This is a genomic window from Streptomyces sp. NPDC001980, from assembly GCF_040296885.1.
Lineage (GTDB): Bacteria > Actinomycetota > Actinomycetes > Streptomycetales > Streptomycetaceae > Streptomyces.
The window spans coordinates 1-22,985 of the sequence record NZ_JBEOYD010000010.1; the positions used below are offsets into that span (position 1 = coordinate 1).

At 71.9% G+C, this 22,985-nt stretch carries 23 protein-coding genes and 1 pseudogene; 15 read left to right on the forward strand and 9 right to left on the reverse strand.

The genetic code is table 11. From position 1 onward, the window contains the following. Positions 1 to 217: 217 nt before the first annotated feature. Complete coding sequence (locus ABT137_RS17305) at positions 218 to 817, reverse strand: hypothetical protein (RefSeq protein WP_351709262.1); 600 nt, start codon at positions 815 to 817, stop codon at positions 218 to 220. Between the two features lie 80 nt (positions 818 to 897). Here ABT137_RS17305 and ABT137_RS17310 point away from each other — a divergent pair, with 80 nt between their 5' ends. Genes ABT137_RS17310 through ABT137_RS17320 form a run of 3 tightly spaced genes read left to right on the forward strand, consistent with a single transcriptional unit; the run spans position 898 to position 3,000 of the window. Continuing rightward, positions 898 to 1,977: a sialidase family protein gene (locus tag ABT137_RS17310; RefSeq protein ID WP_351709265.1), complete on the forward strand. Its 1,080-nt coding sequence runs from the start codon at positions 898 to 900 to the stop codon at positions 1,975 to 1,977. Positions 1,978 to 2,024: 47 nt separating this feature from the next. Next, a complete protein-coding gene (npdG, locus tag ABT137_RS17315; RefSeq protein ID WP_351709268.1) occupies positions 2,025 to 2,744 on the forward strand; it encodes an NADPH-dependent F420 reductase in 720 nt (239 codons plus the stop codon). A gap of 4 nt (positions 2,745 to 2,748) precedes the next feature. Beyond that, complete coding sequence (locus ABT137_RS17320) at positions 2,749 to 3,000, forward strand: hypothetical protein (protein ID WP_502984528.1); 252 nt, start codon at positions 2,749 to 2,751, stop codon at positions 2,998 to 3,000. Here ABT137_RS17320 and ABT137_RS17325 read toward each other — a convergent pair whose 3' ends face one another. Further along, a complete protein-coding gene (locus ABT137_RS17325) occupies positions 3,001 to 3,675 on the reverse strand; it encodes a PhzF family phenazine biosynthesis protein (RefSeq protein ID WP_350785110.1) in 675 nt (224 codons plus the stop codon). 254 nt (positions 3,676 to 3,929) lie between these two features. Here ABT137_RS17325 and efeO point away from each other — a divergent pair, with 254 nt between their 5' ends. The 4 genes from efeO to ABT137_RS17345 are packed head-to-tail and all read left to right on the forward strand — an operon-like array spanning position 3,930 to position 8,198. After that, positions 3,930 to 5,063 (forward strand): iron uptake system protein EfeO, encoded by a 1,134-nt coding sequence (gene efeO / locus ABT137_RS17330; protein WP_351709274.1) that lies wholly within the window; start codon positions 3,930 to 3,932, stop codon positions 5,061 to 5,063. Positions 5,064 to 5,074: 11 nt separating this feature from the next. After that, positions 5,075 to 6,328: an iron uptake transporter deferrochelatase/peroxidase subunit gene (efeB, locus tag ABT137_RS17335; RefSeq protein WP_351709277.1), complete on the forward strand. Its 1,254-nt coding sequence runs from the start codon at positions 5,075 to 5,077 to the stop codon at positions 6,326 to 6,328. 3 nt (positions 6,329 to 6,331) lie between these two features. Beyond that, entirely contained in the window at positions 6,332 to 7,249 is a 918-nt protein-coding gene (gene efeU, locus ABT137_RS17340) for an iron uptake transporter permease EfeU (protein WP_351709280.1), read from the forward strand. Further along, on the forward strand, positions 7,164 to 8,198 hold the full coding sequence (locus ABT137_RS17345) for an SCO2278 family lipoprotein (protein WP_502984529.1): 1,035 nt from the start codon (positions 7,164 to 7,166) through the stop codon (positions 8,196 to 8,198). Before efeU ends, ABT137_RS17345 begins: the two co-directional genes overlap by 86 nt. A gap of 122 nt (positions 8,199 to 8,320) precedes the next feature. Here ABT137_RS17345 and ABT137_RS17350 read toward each other — a convergent pair whose 3' ends face one another. From ABT137_RS17350 to ABT137_RS17365, 4 genes are all read right to left on the reverse strand, one after another. Next, positions 8,321 to 9,052, reverse strand: coding sequence for a bifunctional DNA primase/polymerase (locus ABT137_RS17350; protein ID WP_351709286.1), 732 nt, complete (start codon positions 9,050 to 9,052; stop codon positions 8,321 to 8,323). An 81-nt stretch (positions 9,053 to 9,133) separates the two neighbouring features. After that, positions 9,134 to 10,129, reverse strand: a complete 996-nt coding sequence (locus tag ABT137_RS17355) for a small ribosomal subunit Rsm22 family protein (protein ID WP_351709289.1) — start codon at positions 10,127 to 10,129, stop codon at positions 9,134 to 9,136. Next, positions 10,126 to 11,319 (reverse strand): serine hydrolase domain-containing protein, encoded by a 1,194-nt coding sequence (locus ABT137_RS17360; protein WP_351709292.1) that lies wholly within the window; start codon positions 11,317 to 11,319, stop codon positions 10,126 to 10,128. The genes ABT137_RS17355 and ABT137_RS17360 overlap by 4 nt, the downstream gene beginning before the upstream one ends. Further along, a complete protein-coding gene (locus tag ABT137_RS17365; protein WP_351709295.1) occupies positions 11,259 to 12,617 on the reverse strand; it encodes a multidrug effflux MFS transporter in 1,359 nt (452 codons plus the stop codon). The genes ABT137_RS17360 and ABT137_RS17365 overlap by 61 nt, the downstream gene beginning before the upstream one ends. 123 nt (positions 12,618 to 12,740) lie before the next feature. On the opposite strand from ABT137_RS17365, the gene ABT137_RS17370 reads away from it, so the two are divergent. Both ABT137_RS17370 and ABT137_RS17375 read left to right on the forward strand, forming a co-directional pair. Continuing rightward, positions 12,741 to 13,739, forward strand: a complete 999-nt coding sequence (locus ABT137_RS17370; protein ID WP_351709298.1) for a Gfo/Idh/MocA family protein — start codon at positions 12,741 to 12,743, stop codon at positions 13,737 to 13,739. A 139-nt stretch (positions 13,740 to 13,878) separates the two neighbouring features. After that, complete coding sequence (locus ABT137_RS17375) at positions 13,879 to 14,637, forward strand: SDR family oxidoreductase (RefSeq protein WP_351709301.1); 759 nt, start codon at positions 13,879 to 13,881, stop codon at positions 14,635 to 14,637. A 240-nt stretch (positions 14,638 to 14,877) separates the two neighbouring features. Here ABT137_RS17375 and ABT137_RS17380 read toward each other — a convergent pair whose 3' ends face one another. Further along, a complete protein-coding gene (locus tag ABT137_RS17380) occupies positions 14,878 to 16,092 on the reverse strand; it encodes a D-alanyl-D-alanine carboxypeptidase family protein (RefSeq protein WP_351709304.1) in 1,215 nt (404 codons plus the stop codon). Between the two features lie 200 nt (positions 16,093 to 16,292). Here ABT137_RS17380 and ABT137_RS17385 point away from each other — a divergent pair, with 200 nt between their 5' ends. Next, positions 16,293 to 17,759 (forward strand): ABC transporter permease, encoded by a 1,467-nt coding sequence (locus tag ABT137_RS17385; protein ID WP_351709307.1) that lies wholly within the window; start codon positions 16,293 to 16,295, stop codon positions 17,757 to 17,759. A gap of 91 nt (positions 17,760 to 17,850) precedes the next feature. Beyond that, a pseudogene (locus ABT137_RS17390) lies at positions 17,851 to 18,537 on the forward strand (ABC transporter ATP-binding protein); the annotation flags it as partial. A 154-nt stretch (positions 18,538 to 18,691) separates the two neighbouring features. Here the strand turns inward: ABT137_RS17390 and ABT137_RS17395 are convergent. Further along, positions 18,692 to 19,678, reverse strand: coding sequence for an aldo/keto reductase (locus ABT137_RS17395; RefSeq protein WP_351709310.1), 987 nt, complete (start codon positions 19,676 to 19,678; stop codon positions 18,692 to 18,694). A 58-nt stretch (positions 19,679 to 19,736) separates the two neighbouring features. Beyond that, positions 19,737 to 20,063, reverse strand: a complete 327-nt coding sequence (locus ABT137_RS17400; RefSeq protein ID WP_351709313.1) for a nuclear transport factor 2 family protein — start codon at positions 20,061 to 20,063, stop codon at positions 19,737 to 19,739. Between the two features lie 134 nt (positions 20,064 to 20,197). Here ABT137_RS17400 and ABT137_RS17405 point away from each other — a divergent pair, with 134 nt between their 5' ends. From ABT137_RS17405 to ABT137_RS17420, 4 genes are all read left to right on the forward strand, one after another. Then, positions 20,198 to 20,743, forward strand: coding sequence for a DoxX family protein (locus ABT137_RS17405; RefSeq protein WP_351709316.1), 546 nt, complete (start codon positions 20,198 to 20,200; stop codon positions 20,741 to 20,743). Between the two features lie 31 nt (positions 20,744 to 20,774). Further along, complete coding sequence (locus ABT137_RS17410; protein ID WP_351709319.1) at positions 20,775 to 21,194, forward strand: MazG-like family protein; 420 nt, start codon at positions 20,775 to 20,777, stop codon at positions 21,192 to 21,194. Between the two features lie 327 nt (positions 21,195 to 21,521). Next, the gene (locus ABT137_RS17415; RefSeq protein ID WP_351709322.1) at positions 21,522 to 21,704 is read left to right on the forward strand and encodes an FXSXX-COOH protein; all 183 of its coding nucleotides are present in this window, start codon (positions 21,522 to 21,524) and stop codon (positions 21,702 to 21,704) included. A 65-nt stretch (positions 21,705 to 21,769) separates the two neighbouring features. Further along, positions 21,770 to 22,918, forward strand: a complete 1,149-nt coding sequence (locus ABT137_RS17420) for an FxsB family cyclophane-forming radical SAM/SPASM peptide maturase (protein WP_502984530.1) — start codon at positions 21,770 to 21,772, stop codon at positions 22,916 to 22,918. Positions 22,919 to 22,985 lie beyond the last annotated feature (67 nt).

Here is a 22,985-nt window from a genome sequence, read left to right on the forward strand (position 1 = left end):
CATTGTATTCGCTTCTACAAATCCAGAGGCAGGAAAAAGTGGGATTTCTGCATTTATAGTAGAGAAAGATACACCGGGCTTAATTATTGGAAAAGCCTGAAGGGGCGCGGGGAACTGCGCGAGCAACCACTGCGCGCCCGCAGCCGAGGTCTCCCTGCTCTTCCGCGGTGCTGCCGAAGGCAGTTCGGTAGGCCGAGTCGGGTGGGTGGGTGGGAAATCACCAGGGAGTCGGCGGCGGGGCCGTCACCGTTTCCGCGAGGCGGGCGAGGCGGTCCCTGAAGCGGCGGCGCCTCCGCGGGGAGGGGCCGTTCTCGCCGGCTGCCGCGCTGACCAGGTGCTGGACCGTGTCCAGGTCCAGTTCCGCGGCCTCGGGGACGGTGAGGGTCTCGTGGGCCAGGGCGGTGAGCGCGTCGTCGGTGGTGGTGGCGAGGGTCAGGACCGTCACGCCGGCGCGGCGGGCCGTGTCGACCCACTCCAGCAGGGGTTCGGCGTCCCCCGGCGCCACCACGAGCAGGGTCTCGCCCCGGCGGGCCGCCTCGATGCGGCCGGGGCCGACCGCGAGGTGCGCCGGGTCGGTGGGGCGGGCGTCGTGCCGTACGAGGGTCGGCGCCAGTTCCGGCGTACCGGACCACGCCGCCTCGTCGACGAGGTGGGCGGCGAGATGCCACGGCTCGTACTCCGGCGTGCCGAGCAGGAGCAGTCCGCCGCCGTGGGTCACCACCGAGCCCCGCAACGCGCCCGCGAACCTCCGGGTCGCGGTCAACCACTCGGTCCCGGCGAGCACTTCACGCAACAACGCGACCCGTACGGCGTCCATGTCTCCGCATACTGCCGCAATCGGGCACTCGTGACGTGGAGTTCACCCCGAATTCGCCCGGCCCGGGGAGGAGGCGGCCCATGAGTGACGTAGAAGCAAGCATTCCCTTTCGCGCGGGCAAAGAGGGCTACGCCAGTTTCCGGATCCCGGCGGTGGTGGTCTCCCGGGCGGGCACCGTGCTCGCCTTCTGCGAGGGGAGAGTGAACTCCGCAGCCGACTACGGGCACATCGACGTGGTGCTGAAGAGGTCGGGGGACGGCGGCCGTACCTGGGGGCCGCTCCAGGTCGCCGCGAGCAACGGGACCGATCTCGCCGGGAACCCGGCGCCCGTCGTCCTCGACACCGGTCGGATCCTGCTCGTGCACGTCCGCAGCGCCGCCTCCGCCACCGAGGACGCCATCCTGCGCGGCAAGGTGTCGGACGCCGACGGGCGGCGGGTGTGGGTGCAGCACAGCGACGACGACGGGGTGACCTGGTCCGCCCCGGTCGAGATCACCCAGTCCGTGAAGAAGGCCGGGTGGCGGTGGTACGCCACCACACCCGGGCACGCCATCCAGTTGCGTTCGGGACGGGTCGTCGTGGCCGCCAACCACACCCTCCCGCCCACCGGGACGGACAACGGCACCGAGGGCAAGTACAACAGCGGGCACTGCCTGCTCAGCGACGACCACGGGGCGACCTGGTACCTCGGCTACCTCGACGAGAACACCGACGGGTACATCAACGTCAACGAGACCACCGCCGCCGAACTGCCCGACGGGCGCGTCTACTTCAACACGCGCAACGATTCCCCGGCGCCGGGGAACAGAGCCGACGCCCACTCGGCGGACGGCGGGCGCACCCTCGTGAAGCCCTTCCGGCCGCAGGCCGGGCTCACCGCGCCGGTCTGCCAGGCCGGCGTGCTCCAACTCCGCGATCCCGACCTGCTGCTGTACTCCGGGCCGGGCGATCCGGCGACCCGCGCCCTGATGACGATCCGCGCCTCCGTCGACGGCGGGACCACCTGGCGGGCCGCGTACACGGTCGACGGACTGCCCGCCGCCTACTCCGACCTGACCCGGATCGACGCGGCCACCGTCGGGCTCCTGTACGAGACCGGCGACTTCAGCGCGTACACGACGATCACGTTCCGCCGGGTGCCCGTGAACCGGCTCACCTGACCGAGCCTGGCCGGGTACCGCCACCGGCCCGGACGTAGAGTCGGCCCATGACCTCTACCGACAGTGCACAGCAGCCGGCGGCCGAGAGTGCCCCCGCCAAGGATCCCTGGGACCTGCCCGACGTCTCCGGTCTGGTCGTGGGTGTGCTCGGCGGCACCGGCCCGCAGGGCAAGGGCCTCGCCTACCGGCTGGCCCGGGCCGGCCAGAAGGTGATCATCGGCTCGCGGGCCGCCGAGCGCGCGCAGGCCGCCGCCGACGAGCTCGGGCACGGTGTCGAGGGTGCCGACAACGCCGAGTGCGCGCGCCGCAGCGACCTCGTGATCGTCGCCGTGCCGTGGGACGGGCACGGCAAGACGCTGGAGTCGCTGCGCGGGGAACTGGCCGGAAAGCTGGTCGTGGACTGCGTCAACCCGCTCGGCTTCGACAAGAAGGGTGCCTACGCGCTCAAGCCGGAGGAGGGCAGCGCGGCGGAGCAGGCCGCGGCGCTGCTGCCGGACTCGCGGGTCACGGCCGCCTTCCACCACCTCTCCGCGGTACTGCTCCAGGACCCGGAGATCGCGGAGATCGACACCGACGTGATGGTGCTCGGCGAGGTGCGGGCGGATGTCGAGATCGTGCAGGCGCTGGCCGGACGGATCCCGGGGATGCGCGGCGTCTTCGCGGGGCGGCTGCGCAACGCCCACCAGGTGGAGTCCCTGGTCGCCAACCTGATCTCGGTCAACCGCCGCTACAAGGCACACGCCGGGCTCCGCGTCACGGACGTCTGAGCGGATGGGGGACACTGGTGGGCGGCCACGAGTGTCCCCGACCGCCCCGACCGATCCGAAAGCGACTGCCCCTATGCCCCGCCTCGCCGTGTACGCCCTCGTCGTCTGCGTCCTCGCCGTCGCCGCCGCCGTCGTCTCCTTCGTCCAGGGCAGCTGGGCGATCGGCGTCGTCTGGGTGCTGCTGACAGGCCTGTCGTCGAACATGACCTGGTACTACGTGCGGCGCGGCCGCCAGGAGAAGTCGGTCACCGGCTGATCACCAGCGGTCGGCCCGCGGCTGCTTCTCCTCGCCCTCCAGGAGGACCCGCCCGCCGATCTCCACCCAGCCGTACGGCTGGGGTGCGGTCAGGATCTGCGAGCCCCTGCCCTGGGTGATGTTCAGGGCCCGGCCCAGCTCCGCGGTGAGCAGCAGCGCCGCCGCACCGGTCGCCTCGTCCTCGTCGATGCCGTCGTCACGGCCGGGGAAGGCGCGGGCACGGACCCGCCCGGCCGACTCGTCCTCCCACGCCCAGGCATAAATCCACTCCCCCGGCGGCGGCACCGGCAGCGCGTCGACCTCGGCGGCCTTGGCGTACTGGCGCAGGGTGCGCGGCGGGGCCCACTCCGGGAGCGCCTCGATCCAGCTGAACTCCCCGTCCAGCCGGGCGCCGACCACGCCGGCCGGGGTGACCAGTTCGGGCACGTCCAGCAGCCAGGCCGTGCCGACGCAGGGGTGGCCGGCGAACGGCAGGCGCAGGGTGGGGGTGTAGATGTCGATGGCCCCGCGCTCGGGGTCGTCCACGAACACGGTCTCGCTGAACCCGAGTTTCGCCGCCAGCGCCTGCCGGTCCTCCCGGTCGGGCAGTACGGAGCCGTCGCGGACGACCCCGAGTTCGTTGCCGTACCCGCCGTTCGCCGCGCAGAAGACACGCAGCACGTCGTAATCAGTCACTCCGGCATTGAAGCATTCGCGGGGACGGCCGGTGCGTCCCGCCGGGAAGGGGCCATGAGCACGGCCCGCTCGCGCCCACAGCACACCACTTGACCTTCCCTTTGCCATTCCTTGGCGTTCGTTTTTGGTCGTCGATATCAAGCCGTGTCTGTGATCTTTCTGTGGCTGGTGAATCACCACCCGGACGGGTATGAGTGAGGTAAGCCTCAGGTAAGTTAGGCCAGCCTCACCACACCATCCCGCTTGGAGCCTGCATGCGTGCCGTCCGACTCACCGTCACCGCCGCCGCCACCGTGGCCGCCTTGACCGCCCTCTCGGCCTGCACGGCGAAGAGCGACGCCAAGGGCGACGACGCGATCCAGGTCACCGCCGCCGACGCCAAGTGCGAGACGTCGACGAAGTCGGTTCCGGCGGGGCACGTCACGCTCGCCATCGAGAACACGGGATCCAAGGCCACCGAGGTCGAGATCCTCTTCCCGGACGACCGGATCGTGTCCGAGAAGGAGAACATCGGGCCGGGGACGAAGTACACGCTCACCGCCGAGGTGAAGGCGGGATCGTACGAAATAGCCTGCCGGCCGGGGATGAAGGGGCACGGCGTGCGGCAGAAGCTGACCGTCACCGGCGGAACGGTCGCCAAGCGCGACCCGAAGCTGGACGCGGCCGTCGCCGCCTACCGCGAGTACGCGCAGGAGCAGGCCGACGCGACGATCCCGAAGGTGGAGACGTTCGTCAACGCCATCAAGGCCGGAGACATCGACGCCGCCAAGGACGCCTACGCCCCCTCCCGGGTCGGCTGGGAGACCACCGAGCCGATCGCCGAGTCGTTCGGGGACATCGACCCCAAGACCGACACCCGCGTCAACGACCTGGAGAAGGGCCAGAAGTGGACCGGCTGGCACGCGCTGGAGAAGGCGCTGTGGGTGGACAAGAAGGCCGGCGCCGAGCAGAAGACCCTCGCCGATGAGCTGCTCGCCGATCTGAAGGACTGGCAGAAGCGGGTCGGCAAGGCCGAGATCACCCCGACCTCCATGGCCAACGGCGCCAAGGAACTCCTCGACGAGGTCGCCACCGGCAAGGTCACCGGCGAGGAGGACCGCTACTCGCACACCGACCTGAGCGACTTCAAGGCCAACGTCGACGGCGCGCAGAAGGCGTACGAGCTGCTCAAGCCGGTCGCCCAGAAGAACGACGCGGCGCTCACCGGCGAACTCGACAAGCAGTTCGCCGCGCTGGACGCGCTCCTCGACAAGTACCGCACGGACAAGACCTCCGACGGCTTCGTCTCGTACGACACGGTCACCGAGGCGCAGCGCAAGGAGCTGTCGGACGCGGTCAACGCCCTCGCGGAGCCGCTGTCCAAGCTCGCCGCGGCCGTGGTCAAGTAGGGGAGCGGGGAATGAGCGAGAAAAGCAATCCGTCGCGTCGGGCGCTGATCGGCTGGGGCGGGGCCGGGCTGGCGCTCGGGGCCGCCGTGGCCGGGGGCGCGGTGGCGATGGCCGAGGCCGGCGACGACGTCGACCCGGTCGCCGCCGACACCGCTGCCGCCGTCCCGTTCCACGGCACCCACCAGGCCGGCATCGCCACCCCCGTCCAGGACCGGCTGCACTTCGCCGCGTTCGACGTGAAGACCGACGACCGGGCCGAGTTCGTGCAGTTGCTGAAGGACTGGACGGCCGCGGCCCGGCGGATGACCGCGGGCAAGGCCGTCGGCGAGGGCGCGTACGGCGGGCTCGCCGAGGCGCCCCCGGACGACACCGGCGAGGCCCTCGGGCTCAAGCCGTCCCGGCTGACGCTGACGATCGGCTTCGGGCCGTCCTTCTTCGAGAGGTTCGGGCTCGCCGGGCAGCGGCCCGCCGCGCTCGTCGACCTGCCGAAGTTCCCCGGGGACAACCTCGACTCGTCCCGTACCGGGGGTGATCTCTGCATCCAGGCCTGTGCCGACGATCCGCAGGTCGCCGTGCACGCCATCCGCAACCTCGCCCGGATCGGCTTCGGCAAGGTCGCCATCCGCTGGTCCCAGCTCGGCTTCGGGAAGACCTCGTCCACGACCCCGGACGCCCAGACTCCCCGCAACCTCATGGGGTTCAAGGACGGCACCCGCAACATCGCGGGGACCGAGACCGACCGCCTGAAGAAGTTCGTGTGGGCCGGGGACGGGGACGGGCCGGGGTGGATGAGCGGGGGGTCGTATCTCGTCGCCCGGCGGATCCGCATGAACATCGAGACCTGGGACCGGACCTCGCTCCAGGAGCAGGAGGACGTGTTCGGGCGGGACAAGGGCGAGGGCGCCCCGGTCGGCAAGGCGAAGGAGCACGACGAGCCGTTCCTGAAGGCCATGAAGCCCGATGCCCATGTGCGGCTCGCGCACCCGGACTCCAACGGCGGGATCACCATCCTGCGCCGGGGCTATTCCTTCACCGACGGGACGGACGGGCTCGGGCGGCTCGACGCCGGGCTGTTCTTCCTGGCCTACATGCGTGACGTCGGCAAGGGGTTCATCCCGCTCCAGCGCAAGCTGTCCGCGTCCGACGCGCTCAACGAGTACATCCAGCACGTGGGTTCGGCGGTCTTCGCGGTCCCGCCCGGCGTCCGGGACACGGACGACTGGTGGGGCCGGGCGCTGTTCTCCGAATCCGCCGAGGGGGCGTGAGCCGTGTTCTCCAACTACCTGATCGGTCTGCGGGAAGGCCTTGAGGCGTCGCTCGTCGTCTGCATCCTCATCGCCTATCTGGTCAAGACCGGGCGCACGGACGCCCTGAAGCCGATCTGGATCGGCATCGCGGTGGCGGTGCTGATCGCCATGGGCTTCGGGTGCGCGCTCGAATTCGGTTCCCAGGAGCTGACGTTCCAGGCGCAGGAGGCGCTCGGCGGGTCCCTGTCCATCGTCGCGGTGTGCCTGGTGACCTGGATGGTGTTCTGGATGCGGCGCACCGCCCGGCACCTCAAGGCGGAGCTGCACGGCAAGCTGGACGCCGCCCTCGCGATGGGCACGGGCGCGCTGGTCGCCACCGCCTTTCTCGCCGTCGGCCGGGAGGGCCTTGAGACCGCGCTGTTCGTGTGGGCCTCCGTGCACGCCGCGAGCGACGGCACCCCGCGCCCGCTGATCGGCGTGGCACTGGGCCTGGCCACCGCGGTCTTCCTGGGCTGGCTGTTCTACCGGGGCGCGCTGCGCATCAACCTCGCCAAGTTCTTCACCTGGACCGGCGGCATGCTGGTCGTGGTCGCGGCGGGCGTGCTGGCGTACGGCTTCCACGACCTCCAGGAGGCCGACTGGATCCCGGGCCTGACCAACCAGGCCTTCGACATCAGCGGCACCATCCCGCCGGACAGCTGGTACGGGACGCTGCTGAAGGGCGTGTTCAACTTCCAGCCGGACCCGACCGTGCTCCAGGTCACGGTGTGGCTGCTGTACCTGGTCCCGACACTCGCGCTCTTCTTCGCCCCGGTAGGGTTCGGCTCCGGGAAGGGGAAGGTGAAGGCACCTGATGACGCACCTGAGGACGCATCTGAGGACGCATCTGACGAACAGGGATCGCGCCCCTCGACGGCTCCGCGGACTCCGCAGGCGTGATCGGAACGCGCTCATAGCGGTCTCGCTGACCGCCATGTCGCTGACGGCGAGCGGTTGCGTGGTGGTGCACGGGGAGCGCGAGGTGCTCCCCGCCACCACCCGAGCCGAGGCCGCCAAGGCGCTCCGGCAGTTCACGGACGCCTACAACAAGGCCGACAAGGCCTACGACGGCTCCCTGGACGCGGACTACACGACCGGCGCCCTCGCCGACATCGACTCCGCGCGCCTGAAGGCCGGGCACGTCAACAGCCCGGCCGGCAACTCCGCCCACTCGGCGCTGGAGTTCGACGACGTCGCGTACACCATCCCGAAGAAGGCCGGCTGGCCGCGCTGGTTCGTCGCCGACGCGCACGGCAACAAGGGCGGCGACGAACGCTGGCTGCTGGTCTTCACCCGCAACAGCCTCTCCCAGCCGTTCCAGGTGGCGTACCTGACGCTGGTCGCGCCGGACGACGTACCGAAGTTCACCACCGACAAGGACGGCTGGGCCGAGGACGTACCGGCGAACAGCGCCCAGCTCGCCGTCTCCCCGGGCGACCTGAGCCAGGACTACGCCACGTACCTGAAGAGCGGCGGCACCGTCTTCGCGGACGGCCCGCAGACCAGCGGCTGGCGCACCGACCGCACGAAGTCCACCAAGCCGGGTCTGGCCACCCAGTACATCGACGAGCCGCTCACCAACGGCGACTACGCGCCGCTCGCACTGCGCACCACCGACGGCGGGGCGGCGGTGTTCTTCACCACCCGCTACTACGCCAAGGAGACGGCGGCCGCGGGCGCCTCCGTGCCGACGCCGAACCTGAGCGTCAAGGCCCTCACCAAGGGTGAGATCAAGCAGTCGCTGACGATGCAGTTCGTCTCCAACCAGATCGCACTGGACCCGGCGGGCACCGGCAAGGTCTCGATCCTGGGCCGCATCCAGGGCCTGACCTCGGCACAGGGGTCCTGAACAGCGCCCCTTACGGGGCGCCGGGGGTACCCCCGGCCGAAGGCTGGGGGAGGAACTGCGCGACCAGCCACAACGGCGCCGCAGCCGACCGACGACCCGACCCGGCGCTTCCCACGGCGCGCCTACCAGGCCGCGCCCACCTGGTCGGTCTCCTCACCCGCGTACCGGGCGCACGCGTCGGTGAGGATCTCCAGCAGGCTCAGCGGGTCGGGGAGCGCGTGCTCGGGGCCGCGTACCCAGTGCACCCGCCGGTCGCCGTCGCCGGGCAGCCGGGCGGGCGGGACGAGGACGTAGGAGCCCCGGCAGTGCCAGCGCAGGCCCGGGTGCTCGTCCATGGTCTCGGGGCGGCAGTCCAGCTCGCAGGGCCACCACTCGTCCTCGTCCTCGGGGGTGCCGCGGGTGAGGGTGAAGAAGAGCAGGCGGCCGTCGTCGCTGTCGGCGACCGGGCCGACCTCGACGCCGCTCGCGAGCAGCCGTTCCAGCGCCTGCCGGCCGGCCTCCAGGGGCACGTCCAGGACGTCGTGGGTCATGCCGGTCGCGGTGATGAAGTTGGCCTGCGGCTGGTGCCGGGCCCAGCGCTCGATCTGGGCGCGGTCGGTGGTGGACTGCGTCTGCCACGCGAACGACACCGGGTGCCGGGCCGGGGTGGGACAGCCGACGCGGTCGCACGAGCAGCCGTAGCCGGGGGCGGGGTGGGCGGCGGGGGCCAGCGGGAGGCCTGCCTCGGCGGCGGCGAGCAGCAGGGCCGCGCGGCCCTGGTCGTCGGCGGCGGCCGCCTGCTTCGGGCGGCGGCCGCGGAGCCACTGGGAGAGTCTGCCCTGCCGGCCGCTCGGGCCGCCGAACGTCGCGCTCATCTATCGCCTCGCCTCGCTGTGGTCCGGCCAGGATGCCTTATGGACACGTCTGGGTGCGAAGCGGGGGGTACGGGAGCTGTGTCACCCGGGCGGCCACGGGTCGCCCCAGTCCGCGTCCCGGGCCGCCTTGTACAGGTCGCCGTGGCGCTTGGTGACCGTCGTGCGGCGCAGCTGCTCGTCGGTCTCGCACAGGTCGAGCAGGACCTGGCCCTTGCGGATCTGGGGGCGGCGGACCACCCGGGCCGGTGCCGGGGCGGGCGGGAAGCGGGTGGCGGCCACGTAGCTGAACTTCTCGTCCTCGTAGGGCAGTGATCCGCCCTTGACCTGGCGGTGCAGGGAGGAGCGGCTGACCCGGGCGGAGAAGTGGCACCAGTCCGTGCCGGGGGCGATCGGGCAGGCGGCGCTGTGCGGGCAGGGGGCGGCGACGTGGAAGCCGGCGCCGGTCAGGCGGTCGCGGGCCTCGATGATCCGGGCGTAGCCGGCGGGGGTGCCGGCCTCGACGATGACGACGGCCTGCGCGGCGGCCGCGGCGGCGTCGACGAGGGCGGCGCGGTCGGCCTCGTCGAGTTCGTTGAGGACGTACGAGACCGTGACGAGATCAGTGCTCTCGATGGTGAGCGCCGCTCCGATCCGGGAGCGCTGCCACTTCGCGTCCCGCAGGGCCGGGTTCGATGCGGCGATCTCCCGGCCGAGGGCCAGCGCCGGCTCGGCCCAGTCGAGGACCGTCACCGGCCGCGTGCCCTCCCACGTGTCGGTCACCGCCCAGGTCGCCGCGCCCGTCCCGCCGCCGACGTCCACATGGCTGCCCGGCGCCCATCCCTCCGGCACCGCGTCGGCGAAGGCCGCCAGCGCGGACCGTACCGCCTCGAAGGTCGCCGGCATCCGGTACGCCGCGTACGCCACCACGTCCGCCCGGTCTCGCAGGATCGGCGCGTCGGTCGGGGTGGCCCCGCGGTAGTTGGCGATCAGTCGCTCGACGGCTCCGGTGGCCTGCTTCGGGGGAAGGCCGTCGAGCAGGTCGGAGAGCGTGGCGCGGAGCCGGTCGGCGGGTGGGACGGGATGGGTGGGGTGGTTCACCCGGTGATTGTATGGACAGCTCTGGCGAGGCGGGTCGCGGCGGCGGCCCGGGGTGCGCTGTCGCCGGGGCGGCGGCGTGGATGCACGGTGTTGGCCAGCAGGACGAGGAACGTGTCCGTCGCCCGGTCCAGCACCAGGCTGGTCCCGGTGAACCCGGTGTGGCCCGCCGCGCCCTGTCCCGCCAGTTCGCCCATGAACCACGGCTGGTCCACCAGGAAGCCCAGGCCGGGCGGGGCCAGCAGCAGGTCCACGAAGTCGGGGCCGAGGATCCGCGCGGGGCCGTACGCGCCGCCCGCGAGCAGGGCCCGGCAGAAGATCGCCAGGTCCCGGCCGGTGGAGAAGAGGCCGGCGTGCCCGGCCACCCCGCCCAGCGCCCAGGCGTTCTCGTCGTGCACGACGCCCCGCAGCATCCCCCGGTCCGCCTTGGCCCACGGCCGCCGCTGGTCCTCGGTGGCGGCCGCCCCCGGGCAGGGTCCGAAGTCGGTGGCGGTCATGCCGAGGGGCCGGGTGATGCCGTCGCGGACCAGGACGTCGAGGGGGCGGCCGGTGATCCGCTCCAGGACGTGCTGGAGGAGGAGCAGGTTGAGGTCGGAGTAGCGGTAGGTGCCGGGTGCGCTGCTCGGGGCCTCCGCGCGGAGCAGGTCGAGGCGGGCGGCGTCGTCGGGGCAGTCGTAGAGCGGGAGTTCGGGGCGCAGGCCGGAGGTGTGGGTGAGGAGCTGGCGGACGGTGATGCCGTGGGCGGCGACGCCGTGGAAGTCGGGGAGGTAGGCGCCGACGCGGGCGTCGATGCCGAGGGTGCCGCGCTCCAGCTGCTGCACGGCGGCGACCGCGGTGAACAGTTTGGTGAGGGAGGCGACGTCGAAGGGGGTGTTGACGGTCGCCGGGACGCGGGCGGCGGGCAGCAGTTCGACACCGGCGTCGGTCGCGGGGTTGTACGCGGACCAGCGCACGGCCCAGCCGGACGCCTCCTGTACGGCGATCACGGGGCCGCGTCCGGCGACCACGACGGCCCCGGCCGCCCAGGGCCGCTCACCGGTGGTGAGGTCGTGCACTTCGCGGACGAGGTGCCTGAGTTCCGCGGGGTCGAGACCGGCCCGTTCCGGTGTCTCGACGCGCAGTCTCGGTACGCTCAGCTCCCTGCTCCCTCCGTCCTCGCACGGGTGTTCCCACGTGCTGCCCAGGGACGGCACATTCCCACGAAGCAGGCCAGTGCCACCAGTGCCCCCGCCAGTTGGACGATTGCCATGGGCACGGCGGTTCTCTCCCCGGCGATCCCGACCAGCGGCGAGGCGACCGCGCCGACGAGGAACGAGGAGGTCCCGAGCAGCGCGGACGCGGAACCGGCGGCGTGCCTGGTGCGCAGCAGGGCGAGGGACTGGGCGTTGGGGAGAGTGAGGCCCATCGCGGACATCAGGACGAAGAGGGCGGCAGCGACCGGGGCGAGGCCGACCGGGCCGAAGGCCCCGGCCGACATGAGCAGCAGGGCGGTCGCGGCGAGCACGGTCACGACCAGGCCCGCGCCCAGCACCTTGTCCAGGCTGACCCGGCCGACCAGCACCTTCCCGTTGACCTGCCCGGCGATCACCAGCCCGACCGAGTTGAGGCCGAAAAGGAGGGAGAAGGTCTGCGGGGAGGCGCCGTAGATCTCCTGGATGACGAACGGGGACGCGGCTATGTAGGCGAAGAGGGCCGCGAAGGCGAAGCCGCCCGCGAGCATGTAGCCGGTGAAGGGCAGGTCGGCGAGGAGGGTGCGCATGGCGCGGACGGCGGCGGCCGCTCCCCCGGCGTGCCGGGCGGCCGGCGGCAGGGTCTCCGGGAGCCGCACCCACACCAGTGCGGCGAGCAGCGCCCCGACGACCGTGAGGACGACGAAGACGCCCCGCCAGTCCGTCACCCGCAGGATCTGCCCGCCGATCAGCGGGGCGATGATCGGGGCGACCCCGGAGACCAGCATCAGGGTGGAGAAGAAGCGGGCCATGGCGACCCCGTCGTAGAGGTCGCGTACGACGGCCCGCGCGATGACGATGCCGGCCGCGCCCGCGAGGCCCTGGGCCAGGCGGAAGGCGACGAGGGTCTCCACGTCCGGCGCGACGGCGCACAGGGCGGTGGCGACGACGTAGACGGCGAGGCCGGCCAGCAGCGGGCGGCGGCGCCCCCAGCGGTCGCTCATCGGGCCGACGACCAGCTGTCCGAGGGCCATGCCGGCGAGGCAGGCGGTGAGGGTGAGCTGGACGGTCGCGGCGGGGGCGCCGAGGGAGCGGGTGACCTCCGGCAGGGACGGGAGGTACATGTCCATGGCCAGCGGGGGCGTCGCGGTGAGCCCGCCGAGCACCAGGACGAGGAGGAGGCCGGCGCGGCGGGGGGCGGCGGTGGCCGGGCCGGAGCGGCCGACGGGGCCGGCGGGGCCGCGCGGTGCGGGTACGGCGGTGCCCTGGGCGTCCGCGGTGTCCTGGGCGTCCGGTGTCGGCGGCGCCGGCTGCTCGGGCATGTGTCCCCCGTCTTCGTAGGTCTCGCGGTCCGGTCAGCTGTTGCTGGATCCCGACGGCCCCCGCATATGCTCTCAGCTCGTACAGACTGCCGGGAAACACGTGAGCGAGGGTGGGCGGCCGGGATGGGTGAGCAGAGCGTGCGGTGGGGGATCCTGGCGACGGGCGGGATCGCGGCCGCGTTCGCGGCGGACCTGGTCGATCTGCCCGACGCGGAGATCGTGGCGGTGGCCTCGCGGTCCCCGGAGGCGGCGGAGGGGTTCGCGGAGCGGTTCGGGATCGGGCGGGCGTACGGGGACTGGGAGTCGCTGGCCCGGGACGAGGACATCGACATCGTGTACGTCGCCACTCCGCACTCGGCGCACCGGGCGGCAGCCGGGCTGTGCCTGACGGCGGGGCGCAACGTGCTGTGCGAGAAGCCGTTCACGCTCAACGCCCGCGAGGCCGGGGAACTGGTCGCGCTGGCGAAGGAGCACGACCGCTTCCTGATGGAGGCGATGTGGATGTACTGCCATCCGCTGATCCGGCGGCTGACGGCGCTGGTCGCGGACGGGGCGATCGGCGAGGTGCGGACCGTGCAGGCGGACTTCGGCCTGGAGGGGCCCTTCCCGCCGGCGCACCGGCTGCGGAACCCGCTGCTCGGCGGGGGCGCGCTGCTCGACCTGGGGGTGTACCCGGTGTCGTTCACGCAGCTGCTGCTCGGTGAGCCGGACGGGATGTCGGCGCGAGCGGTGCTCTCGGACGAGGGCGTCGATCTCCAGACGGGTGCACTGTTCTCCTGGGAGAGCGGCGCTCTCGCCTCGGTGCACTGCTCCATCGTCGGCGGCACCGGCACCACGGCCTCGGTCACCGGCTCGCAGGGCCGGATCGACATCCCGGACGGCTTCTTCAACCCCGACCGCTTCGTGCTGCACCGCGACGGCCGCGACCCGCAGGAGTTCGCCCTGGCCCCGGAGGACGGCCCGCGCAACACCTTCCGCCACGAGGCCGGCGAGGCCATGCGCGCGGTCCGGGCCGGCGAACAGGAGTCCCCGCTCGTCCCCCACGACAGCACCCTCGCAGTCATGCGCACCCTGGACGCCCTACGTGAGCAGATCGGCGTGCGCTACCCGGGCGAGCTGTAAGAGCGCCCCCGAAGGGGCGCTGGGGGTACCCCCGGCCGAAGGCTGGGGGAGGAACTGCGCGACCAGCCACGACGGCGCCGCACCCGACCGGCGGCTGCGCAACGCGGCCCTCCCAGCGGAGCGCCTAGGCTGCGCGTCCATGGATGCCAAGCAATCGAAGATCGCGGTGGTCACCGGAGCCGGCTCCGGTATCGGCCGGGCCGTGGCCGTGGAACTGCTGCGGGCCGGCTGGTCGGTGGCGCTGGCCGGCCGGCGCCAGGCGCGGCTGGCGGAGACGGCGGCACTGGCGCCCGAGGGCGCCTCCGTCGCCGTACGGACCGACGTCTCCCAACCCGACGAGGTGACCGCGCTGTTCGCGGCGGCCGTGGACCGGTTCGGGCGGGTGGACCTGCTGTTCAACAACGCGGGGACGTTCGGCCCGGGCGGGGTGGCCGTGGAGGACCTGCCCTACGAGGCGTGGCGGCACGTGGTGGACACCAACCTCAACGGGGCGTTCCTGTGCGCGCAGGCGGCGTTCCGGCAGATGAAGGAGCAGGAGCCGCAGGGCGGGCGGATCATCAACAACGGGTCCGTCTCGGCGCACGCGCCCCGCCCGCACTCCGTCGCCTACACCGCGACCAAGCACGCGCTGACGGGACTGACCAAGTCCCTGTCCCTCGACGGGCGGCCGTACGACATCGCGGTCGGGCAGATCGACATCGGCAACGCGGCGACGGACATGACGGCCCGGATGGAGACCGGCGCGCTGCAGGCGAACGGGGAGATCACCCCGGAACCGGTGATGGACGTGGCGGACGTGGCGCGGACCGTGCGGCACATGGCCGAGCTGCCGCTGGCGGCGAACGTGCAGTTCGCGACGGTGCTGGCGACGGCGATGCCGTACGTGGGCCGGGGCTGAACCGTCGTTCAGTCGGACAATCCACAACCTGCACAAGCGGAATGTCAACGTCCGCAGTATTGCGGCCGGTAACGGGCCTATGCTCAACTCTCCTCCACCAGAACTTCACAGTTGAGGCTCTGGCATTCCGCCGACCACACCGAGGGGGGAGGCGGCAGCCGTTCCACCGGACCGGGGTGGGGGTGGACCCGCGAGGGACCGCGGGTACGCACCGGTGGGTGGGGCGGCTGCCGCGTGACGTCAGCCCGCCGTCGTGTCGGCCGGGCCGGCCGGCGTCTCACCCGAGTCGGGACCGGCCACGGCACCGGCCGCCCGCCGCCGTCGGCGCAGCGTCCACGCCCCCGCGCCCAGCAGCGCGAACGTCACCGCCCCGCCCTCCGCGATCCGCCACGGCGACGGTCCCGAAGACCCCGAACCGGCGGCCGCCCCCGTCCCGGCCGCCCCCGCGGCCCCCTTGCCCTTCGACGACGGACTCGCGCTCGCCCCGCCCTCGCTCAGCGGATCGACCAGCGTCCCCACCGACTGCGCAGCACTCCCCTTCCCGAAGCCCCAGTCGAGCAGCGCGGCGGTCTGCTCGTACACGGCGTTGGTGGCGGGGTCCGGGTGCATCACGGTGACCAGCAGGGTGCGGCCGCCCCGGGTGGCACCGCCGGTGAAGGTGTTGCCGGCGTGAGAGGTGTAGCCGTTCTTGACGCCGAACAGGCCCTTGTAGACGTCGAGCCCCCAGGCGCCGGTGAGCAGGCGGTCGGTGTTCTGGATCTGGAAGGTCTTCTTGCCGCCCGCCGGGAAGTTCGCGGTCCGCGTTCCGCAGTAGCCGCGGAAGTCGTCGTCCTTCAGCCCGTGCCGGGCGAAGAGGGTCAGGTCGTACGCCGACGACAGCTGGCCGGGGTGGTCGAAGCCGTCGGGGCTGACCACGTGGGTGTCGAGGGCCTGCAGGTCGGCCGCCTTGGCCTGCATCTCGGCGACGGTCTTCGCGATCCCGCCGTTCATGTGGGAGAGGACGTGCACGGCGTCGTTGCCGGAGCGCAGGAAGACGCCCTGCCACAGCTGCTCGACGGTGTAGGTGAGGCCGGGCTTGATACCGACCAGGCTGGAGCCGGCCGGGACGTCGGAGACGTCGGAGTCCTTGACCTTGTACCGCTCGGTCCGCTCGAACTTCTTCAGCACGGTGTCCGCGAACAGCATCTTCAGGGTGGAGGCGGGCGCCAGCCGCCGGTGCGCGTTGTACGAGGCGAGCACCTCACCGCTGTCGCAGTCGGCGAGCAGCCAGGCGTGGGCGGTGATCTTCTTCGGCAGGCCGGTGGCACCGTGCACCTGTATGCCGCCGCGGGCCAGCCGCTCGCCGCCGATGACGGTGTCCGTGGCGGCCGAGGCGGGAGCCGCCACGGACACGGGAAGGGCAGCGGCCGTCAGTCCGAGGGCGGCACGCCGGGTCAGCCGAGAGGAATCGCGCATCCCGGGACCGTACACCGCACCCAACAGGGCTTTGCCGGGAGGACCCCCTGTCCGGCATATGAATTTGCTGTCTTATGAAAGTTTGCTAAGACATCCCGGTTTCTCAGCTCTGACACATCTTTTACCCAGGGCTGCTCAAAGGTTTCTCCCTAGCTTGAGCTCGCGTCCACAGCGGGCGCCAAGAACCTTCGAGGAACGGGATGTTTGGCATCTATCTCAAGCGCGAGCTGGGCCGCAGAAAGAAGGCGGCCCTGGTCATCGCTCTGGGTCTGGCGCTCGGTATCGCGCTGGTCATCACGGTCAACTCGGTGTCGGCCGGCATGACCCAGGCGCAGGACAAGGTCCTCAAGTCGCTGTACGGCCTCGGGACCGACATGACGGTCACCAAGGCCCGTACGGCACCGACCTCGGGCAGCTCAGGCGGCCCGAACTTCAAGTTCGACGCCAAGTCCAGCAGCAGCTCCACGCAGAGTTCGGACCGGGTGCAGACTCAGGGCGGTCAGGCCCTGAAGTCGTCCCTGGTCACCAAGGTCGCCGGCCAGACGGGTGTGGAGAGCGCGGTCGGAGCGCTCTCCCTGAACGTCACCAAGGTCGACGGCTCCTTCACCCAGGGCAAGGCGAAGAGCACCACCGGCAGCAGCAGCAACAGCGGTGGCCAGGGCCAGCCGGGCGGCAGCAGCAGCTCGGGCGGTGCGCCGCAGGTCCAGGGCGGCGGCGCCAACTTCAACGTCAACAGCTACTCCGTGGCCGGCGTCGACGTGGCCCACCAGGGCCTCGGCCCGCTGTCCACCATGAAGGTCACCTCGGGCAAGACGTTCACCTCGGCGCAGACCAGCGCCAAGGTCGCGGTGGTCAGCAAGTCGTACGCCAAGGAGAAGAAGTACAAGGTCGGCTCGACCTTCAAGATCTCCAGCACCAAGTTCACGGTCATCGGGATCGCGACCCCGGACAGCAGCGAGTCCGACACCGACGTCTTCGTCCCGCTGAAGGTCGCGCAGACCCTCGGCGACGCCAAGAACCAGGTCACCACGATCTACGTCAAGGCGACCGACTCCAAGCAGATCTCCGCCGTGAAGAAGGAGATCACGGCCAACATCTCCGGTACGACGGTCACCACCTCCGCCGACCTGGCGTCCACCGTCTCCGGCTCCCTCTCCACCGCCTCCAGCCTGGCGACCAGCGTCGGCAAGTGGCTGTCCATCGCGGTCCTCGCGGCGGCCTTCCTGGTGGCGGCCCTGCTGACCTCCTCCGCGGTGTCCCGCCGGGTGCGTGAGTTCGGCACCCTGAAGGCGCTCGGCTGGCCCTCGCGCAACGTGACCCGCCAGGTCGTCGGCGAGTCCATGGTCAACGGCCTGATCGGCGGCGCCCTCGGCATCGCCCTCGGCGTCGGCGCGGCCTACGCGGTCACCGCGATCAGCCCGAAGCTCACCGCCCAGCTGGGCAGCACCGGCGGCGGTGGCGGCGCGGGCGGCGGCCCGGGCGGCGGCGGCCCCGGCCAGCAGGCCTCCCAGAACACCCTGGAGATCGCGCTGTCCGCGCCCGTCTCCCTCACCACCATCGCCCTCGCGGTCGGCCTCGCGGTCACCGGCGGTCTGATCGCCGGCGCGATGGGCGGCTGGCGCGCCTCCCGGATGCGCCCGGCCGACGCCCTGCGCAGCGTCGCGTAACACCCCGCCCCTCCGAGCCGGGGCGCCGCTTCCACTCCCCCCGGGACGCGGCGCCCCCACCCCCTTACCGCAAGCACCCAGTGGAGAACCCATGTACAGACTCACCGGAGTCACCAAGCGCTACACGCGGGGCAAGGAGACGGTCGAGGCGCTGCGCGGCGTCGACCTGACCATCGAGGACGGCGACCAGCTCGTCATCCAGGGCCCGACCGGCGGCGGCAAGTCGACCCTGCTCCAGATGATCGGCGGCCTGGACCGGCCGACCGAGGGCAGCGTCCTGCTGGACGACGTCGACCTCGCCCGGGTCAGCGAGACCAAGCTGACCCGGCTGCGCGCCGAGAAGATCGGCATCATCTTCCAGTCGTTCAACCTGATCCCGACGCTCACCGCCCAGGAGAACGTCGAGACGGCCCTCGTCCCGCTCGGCATCAAGCCGGCCGAGCGCCGGGAGCGCGCGGCGGAGGCGCTGCGTTCGGTGGGCCTCGGCGAGCGCCTCGGGCACGCCCCGTCCGAGCTCTCCGGCGGCCAGCAGCAGCGCGTCGCGATCGCCCGCGCGCTGGTGAAGAAGCCGAAGGTGCTGCTCGCCGACGAGCCGACCGGCAACCTCGACGAGGGCACCCGCGACGACATCATGGCCCTCCTCGAAGGCCTGTGGCACGAGTACGGGCTGACCTTCATCATGGTCACCCACGACTCCTCCATCGCCCGCCGTGCCCCGCGCCTGGCCACCATCAAGGCCGGCCAGATCACCCTCACCGAGCAGGGCGGCGGACAGCGGTTCGCGCAGCAGGCGGCGGCCGGACACGGCGGGCAGCAGGCTGCGGCGTATGGCGCCCCGCAGCCCCAGGCCTACGGCCAGCAGCCGTACGTGCAGCAGCAGTACGGCGGCGGCCAGGGTTACTGACCGCGGTCAGTGAGCGGCGCGGGGCCGCTCACCGCCCGAGGAGCCGGTCGATCTCGGCCAGCTGCCCGGCGGTGAGCGGCCCCTTCGCGATCGCGCCGGCGTTCTGCTCGGCCTGGGCGACGGACCGGAAGCCGGGGATGGGGACCGTACGCGGGCTGCGGGCCCAGATCCAGCCGAGGGCACCCTGGGCGAGGGTCCGCCCGTCGCTGGTGAGGAGCTCGCGCAGGGCCTCGATCCGCTCGACCCACGCGGGATCGGCCCCGTCGCCGTCCCCGAACCCGGGCAGCCAGGCCGGCGGCCTGCTGCGGATGTCGCCGGCCGCGGCCCCCGCCCGCCGCCCGCCGAGCAACCCCATGGCGAGCGGGCTGCGGTTGATGGCGGCGAGGTCCAACTTCTCGGCCGTGTCGAGGAGTTGTGGAGCGTCCTGGAGCACATTCAGGGTGTGCTGCACGGCCGTGCAGTGCGGTCCCTCGGCGAAGACGGCGGCGCGGGCGGGGTCGTCGGTGCTCCAGCCGTAGGCCCGGATCAGCCCCTCGCCGACCAACTCCTCGCAGACGTCCCGGAGTTCGGCGGCACGGGCCGGGTCGGCGTCGGAGAGGTGGAGCTGGTAGAGGTCGACGTGGTCGGTGCCGAGGCGGCGCAGGGAGGCGGTCAGGGCGCGGCGGACGTAGGCCGGGGAGTCGTCGTGGCCGGTGAGGGTGCGGGTCTCCTCGTCGAAGACGTTGCCCCACTTGGTGGCGACGACGACCTCGTCCCGGCGCTTGCCGAGGGCACGGCCGAGGACGCGCTCGCTGTGGCCGGCGCCGTAGGTGTCGGCGGTGTCGAAGAAGGTGACGCCGAGATCGAGGGCGCGGTGGACCGCCCGTACGGACTCCTCGTCGTCGACCTTGCCCCAGCCGAGCGGCTGCCCGGTGGCGTCCTGCCACTCTCCGCCGATGGCCCAGCAGCCGAAGCCGAGCGCGCTGACACGGATGCCGGAACGGCCCAGGGTCCTGGTGGTGCTGTCGGTTTCCATGCCCGAGACGGTAGGAGTTCGAGCGCACACGAAGGCAAGGCGGTTACCGGGTCTTCCGCTACGCCTGCCCGGTCTCGAAGCGGGAGATGCGGCCGTCGTCCGCGACCGTGAAGTCCCAGCGGGTGACCATCTCGCCCCAGGTGTCGTTGCGGTAGTGGGCGAGCAGGGAGCGGCCGCCGTTGGACTCGTTGTCGACGTCGATGTGGCCGTTGGAGGAGAAGATCTCCCGGTCGATCCAGTCGTCGAGGTTCCGGTCGGAGCCGTCGTCCGCCATGGTCGCGTCCGGGGTGAGGAGTTCCACGAGGCGCTCGCGGTCGCTGGCGTTGACGGCGGTGACGAAGGCCCGGACGGCCGGGTCGCTGAGCTTGGCTGTCTTGATCCTCATGTCAGTCAGCGTCACATCGGTCCCGGCGGCCCGCCACCCGCCCGCCACCCGAACGGCCGTGCGGACGGGCCGACCGGGTGTGCCGGGTGCGACGGTGGAAACCCGTGATCCGCATGCCGCCGATGGGAGCTCCCGTGACCTGTTACGACCGACGTGACGTGGGCCTGCTGCTGCTCCGGCTGGGCACCGGCGGGGTGCTGGCCGCGCACGGCGCGCAGAAGCTGTTCGGCCGGTTCGGCGGGGGCGGCATCGAGGGCACGGGCCGGTTCATGGAGTCGGTCGGGTACGCGCCGGGGAGGCCGAGCGCGCTGGCGGCGGGGCTCGCGGAGGCGGGCGGCGGAACGCTGCTGGCGCTGGGGCTCGCGACGCCGGCGGCGGGGGCCGCGGCGGCCGGGGCGATGGCGGGCGCGACCGCGCTGCACAGGCCGAACGGCTTCTTCGCCGCGGAGGGCGGCTACGAGTACGCGGCGACCCTGGGCCTGGCCACCGCGGGCCTGGCCGTCGCGGGCCCCGGCCGGCTCTCCCTGGACCACGCGTGCGGGCATGTCTTCGACCGGGGCTGGATGGTCCCGGCGGCGCTGGGCGTGACGGCGGCGGTGACGGCGGTGGTGATCGGCGCCCGGAACCGGCGGGTGCGGCGGGCGGCGGAGGGGGAGCAGGAGGCGCTGTTCGAGGAGTAGCGGCGGGGACGGGCGGGGCAGGCTCTCCGCCATGACGGAAGAGCGGACGACATCGCCTGCGGAGGTCCGGAGCGCCCCGGACGCCCCGGACCTGTGGGCCTCTGTCGAGGACCTGTGGACCTGGCTGGACGCCAACCGCCGGCACGGCGGCGAGACCGGCCTCGTGCTGCGCATGCTCAAGCTCACGGAGGAGGTCGGCGAGGTCGCCCAGGCGGTGATCGGAGCGACCGGCCAGAACCCCCGCAAGGGCGTCACCCACACCTGGGAGGACGTGCAGGGCGAGCTCTGCGACGTGGTGATCACGGCACTGGTGGCACTGCGGACGCTGACGCCGGACGCGGCGGCGGTGTTCGGGCGGCATCTGGCGGGGGTGACGGAGCGCTCGCTGGGACCGGCCGCCGCCGGCGGGACGGCGGATCGCGACGATCCGGACGGGGGTCGTCTCGGCTGAGAGACCATACGGACCACACCGGGCGCCAAGTGCCGCTGCCGCGTGCGGGGTTCGAAGCCCGCACCGCGCCCCGTCTCGCCGAATGCCGGGTCCGGCTCCCCCGCCCACACAGGTCCGTCAGTGCTGCCGTCGGCAACACGGCGCTACAGATGTCCAGATATCGCATGGAAATCGCCTGACAGAGGATCAGGGCAACTTCTTCGGTCGGCCCAACGGTCAGGTGGACGCGCGAAGAGCTCTGACAGAGCATGGACATGGAACGTATCGGTGCGACATCTCGGCACTCGGCACCACTCAGACGCTCAGGGTCAGGGGGAGCAACAACCGATGGATGCGCCTCAGCAAAGCAGCCGCACTGCAAGCCTGGTGGACGTCACCGGGCTCTCGCCCGATCTGCTGGCAGCACTGGCCGACCCGAACACGGCGTTCGGCCTTGCCCTACAGCGCCACCTCCAGAAACCCGACAGTCCGCGGGTAACGGCCGACGTCGTCTTCGACAGCGCGTTGTGACCGGGCGGAAGCTCGGACCCGCCGAACCGGGGTGTCCATCGGGTGTTCCCTTACGGCAGTTCCTGTTGAAGATCCACAGCCGGTGCAACCTGTCCTGCGACTACTGCTACGTCTATTTCGCCGCCGACCAGAGCTGGCGGGAACGGCCCGTCGTGATGAGCCTGGACACGGTGCGGCGGGCCGCGGACCGCATCGTCGACCATGCTCTGGAGCACCGGTTGCCGTCCGTGCGGGTCATCCTGCACGGCGGAGAACCGCTGCTGGTGGGCAGGAAGCACCTCTCCGAAGTGCTCGGCGTCCTCCATGAACGCCTCGACCCGGTGGTCCGCTTCCACTGTTCGCTCCAGACGAACGGGACGCTCCTCGACACGGACTTCCTCGAACTACTGCTCGATCACCGGGTCGAAGTGGCGGTGAGCCTCGACGGCCCTTCCGCGGCACACGACCGGCACCGCCGGTTCGCGGACGGCCGCCCCAGCCATCCACGGGTCGCCGAGGCACTGGGACTTCTCGGCCGCCCCAGGTACCGCGACCTGTTCGTCGGGCTCCTGTGCGTCGTGGATCTGGCCAATGATCCCGTCGAAACCTATGAGGCACTCCTCGGTTTCGCCCCTCCGCGCGTCGACTTCCTTCTGCCGCACGGCACTTGGCGACATCCGCCGCCCGGTCTCGAGGACCGGACGGCACCTCCGCGCCGTCCGCCGGACCCCGAGGCACGGCATGACCGAGTCCCCTACGCCCATTGGCTGATCCCCGTCTTCGACCGCTGGTTCGACGCGCCACGGCAGGAGACGCGGGTGCGCATGTTCGAGGAACTCATGTCCGGTCTGCTCGGGGACCCCGTGCACGCGGAGGCGTTCGGACTGACACCGCACGATCTCGTGGTCGTGGAGTCCGACGGGACCCTGGAGGACTCCGACTCCCTCAAGGTCGTGGCGCCCGGCGCTCCGGCCACCGGACTCGACGTCTTCCGGAACTCCTTCTCCGAGGCCCTGTCGACGGACACCATGCGCCGACGGCAGTCGGGCGCGGACGGCCTCGGGCAGGTCTGCCGGGACTGCGCGTTCACCACCGTCTGCGGGGGTGGCCTGTACTCCCACCGCCATCATCCGGCGACCGGATTCGCCAACCCCTCGGTCTACTGTGCGGATCTGGCCGCCCTGATCGCGCACATGCGACGCCGCATGAACGAACGTCTGGTGCGCCCCCTGTGAGCCGGATTCGGGCCGACACGCTCCCCGCCGGTGAAGTACCCAACCGGGCCAGGAGAGTTGAACGCTT

Excerpts from the sequence above, each read along its gene's own strand:
- ABT137_RS17305 (WP_351709262.1), bottom strand. The coding sequence starts at position 817 with ATGGACGCCGTACGGGTCGCGTTGTTGCGTGAAGTGCTCGCCGGGACC.
- ABT137_RS17310 (WP_351709265.1), top strand. The coding sequence starts at position 898 with ATGAGTGACGTAGAAGCAAGCATTCCCTTTCGCGCGGGCAAAGAGGGC.
- npdG (WP_351709268.1), top strand. The coding sequence starts at position 2,025 with ATGACCTCTACCGACAGTGCACAGCAGCCGGCGGCCGAGAGTGCCCCC.
- ABT137_RS17320 (WP_502984528.1), top strand. The coding sequence starts at position 2,749 with ATGGGGGACACTGGTGGGCGGCCACGAGTGTCCCCGACCGCCCCGACC.
- efeO (WP_351709274.1), top strand. The coding sequence starts at position 3,930 with ATGCGTGCCGTCCGACTCACCGTCACCGCCGCCGCCACCGTGGCCGCC.
- efeB (WP_351709277.1), top strand. The coding sequence starts at position 5,075 with ATGAGCGAGAAAAGCAATCCGTCGCGTCGGGCGCTGATCGGCTGGGGC.
- ABT137_RS17345 (WP_502984529.1), top strand. The coding sequence starts at position 7,164 with ATGACGCACCTGAGGACGCATCTGAGGACGCATCTGACGAACAGGGAT.
- ABT137_RS17350 (WP_351709286.1), bottom strand. The coding sequence starts at position 9,052 with ATGAGCGCGACGTTCGGCGGCCCGAGCGGCCGGCAGGGCAGACTCTCC.
- ABT137_RS17365 (WP_351709295.1), bottom strand. The coding sequence starts at position 12,617 with ATGCCCGAGCAGCCGGCGCCGCCGACACCGGACGCCCAGGACACCGCG.
- ABT137_RS17370 (WP_351709298.1), top strand. The coding sequence starts at position 12,741 with ATGGGTGAGCAGAGCGTGCGGTGGGGGATCCTGGCGACGGGCGGGATC.
- ABT137_RS17375 (WP_351709301.1), top strand. The coding sequence starts at position 13,879 with ATGGATGCCAAGCAATCGAAGATCGCGGTGGTCACCGGAGCCGGCTCC.
- ABT137_RS17380 (WP_351709304.1), bottom strand. The coding sequence starts at position 16,092 with ATGCGCGATTCCTCTCGGCTGACCCGGCGTGCCGCCCTCGGACTGACG.
- ABT137_RS17385 (WP_351709307.1), top strand. The coding sequence starts at position 16,293 with ATGTTTGGCATCTATCTCAAGCGCGAGCTGGGCCGCAGAAAGAAGGCG.
- ABT137_RS17395 (WP_351709310.1), bottom strand. The coding sequence starts at position 19,678 with ATGGAAACCGACAGCACCACCAGGACCCTGGGCCGTTCCGGCATCCGT.
- ABT137_RS17400 (WP_351709313.1), bottom strand. The coding sequence starts at position 20,063 with ATGAGGATCAAGACAGCCAAGCTCAGCGACCCGGCCGTCCGGGCCTTC.
- ABT137_RS17410 (WP_351709319.1), top strand. The coding sequence starts at position 20,775 with ATGACGGAAGAGCGGACGACATCGCCTGCGGAGGTCCGGAGCGCCCCG.
- ABT137_RS17415 (WP_351709322.1), top strand. The coding sequence starts at position 21,522 with ATGGATGCGCCTCAGCAAAGCAGCCGCACTGCAAGCCTGGTGGACGTC.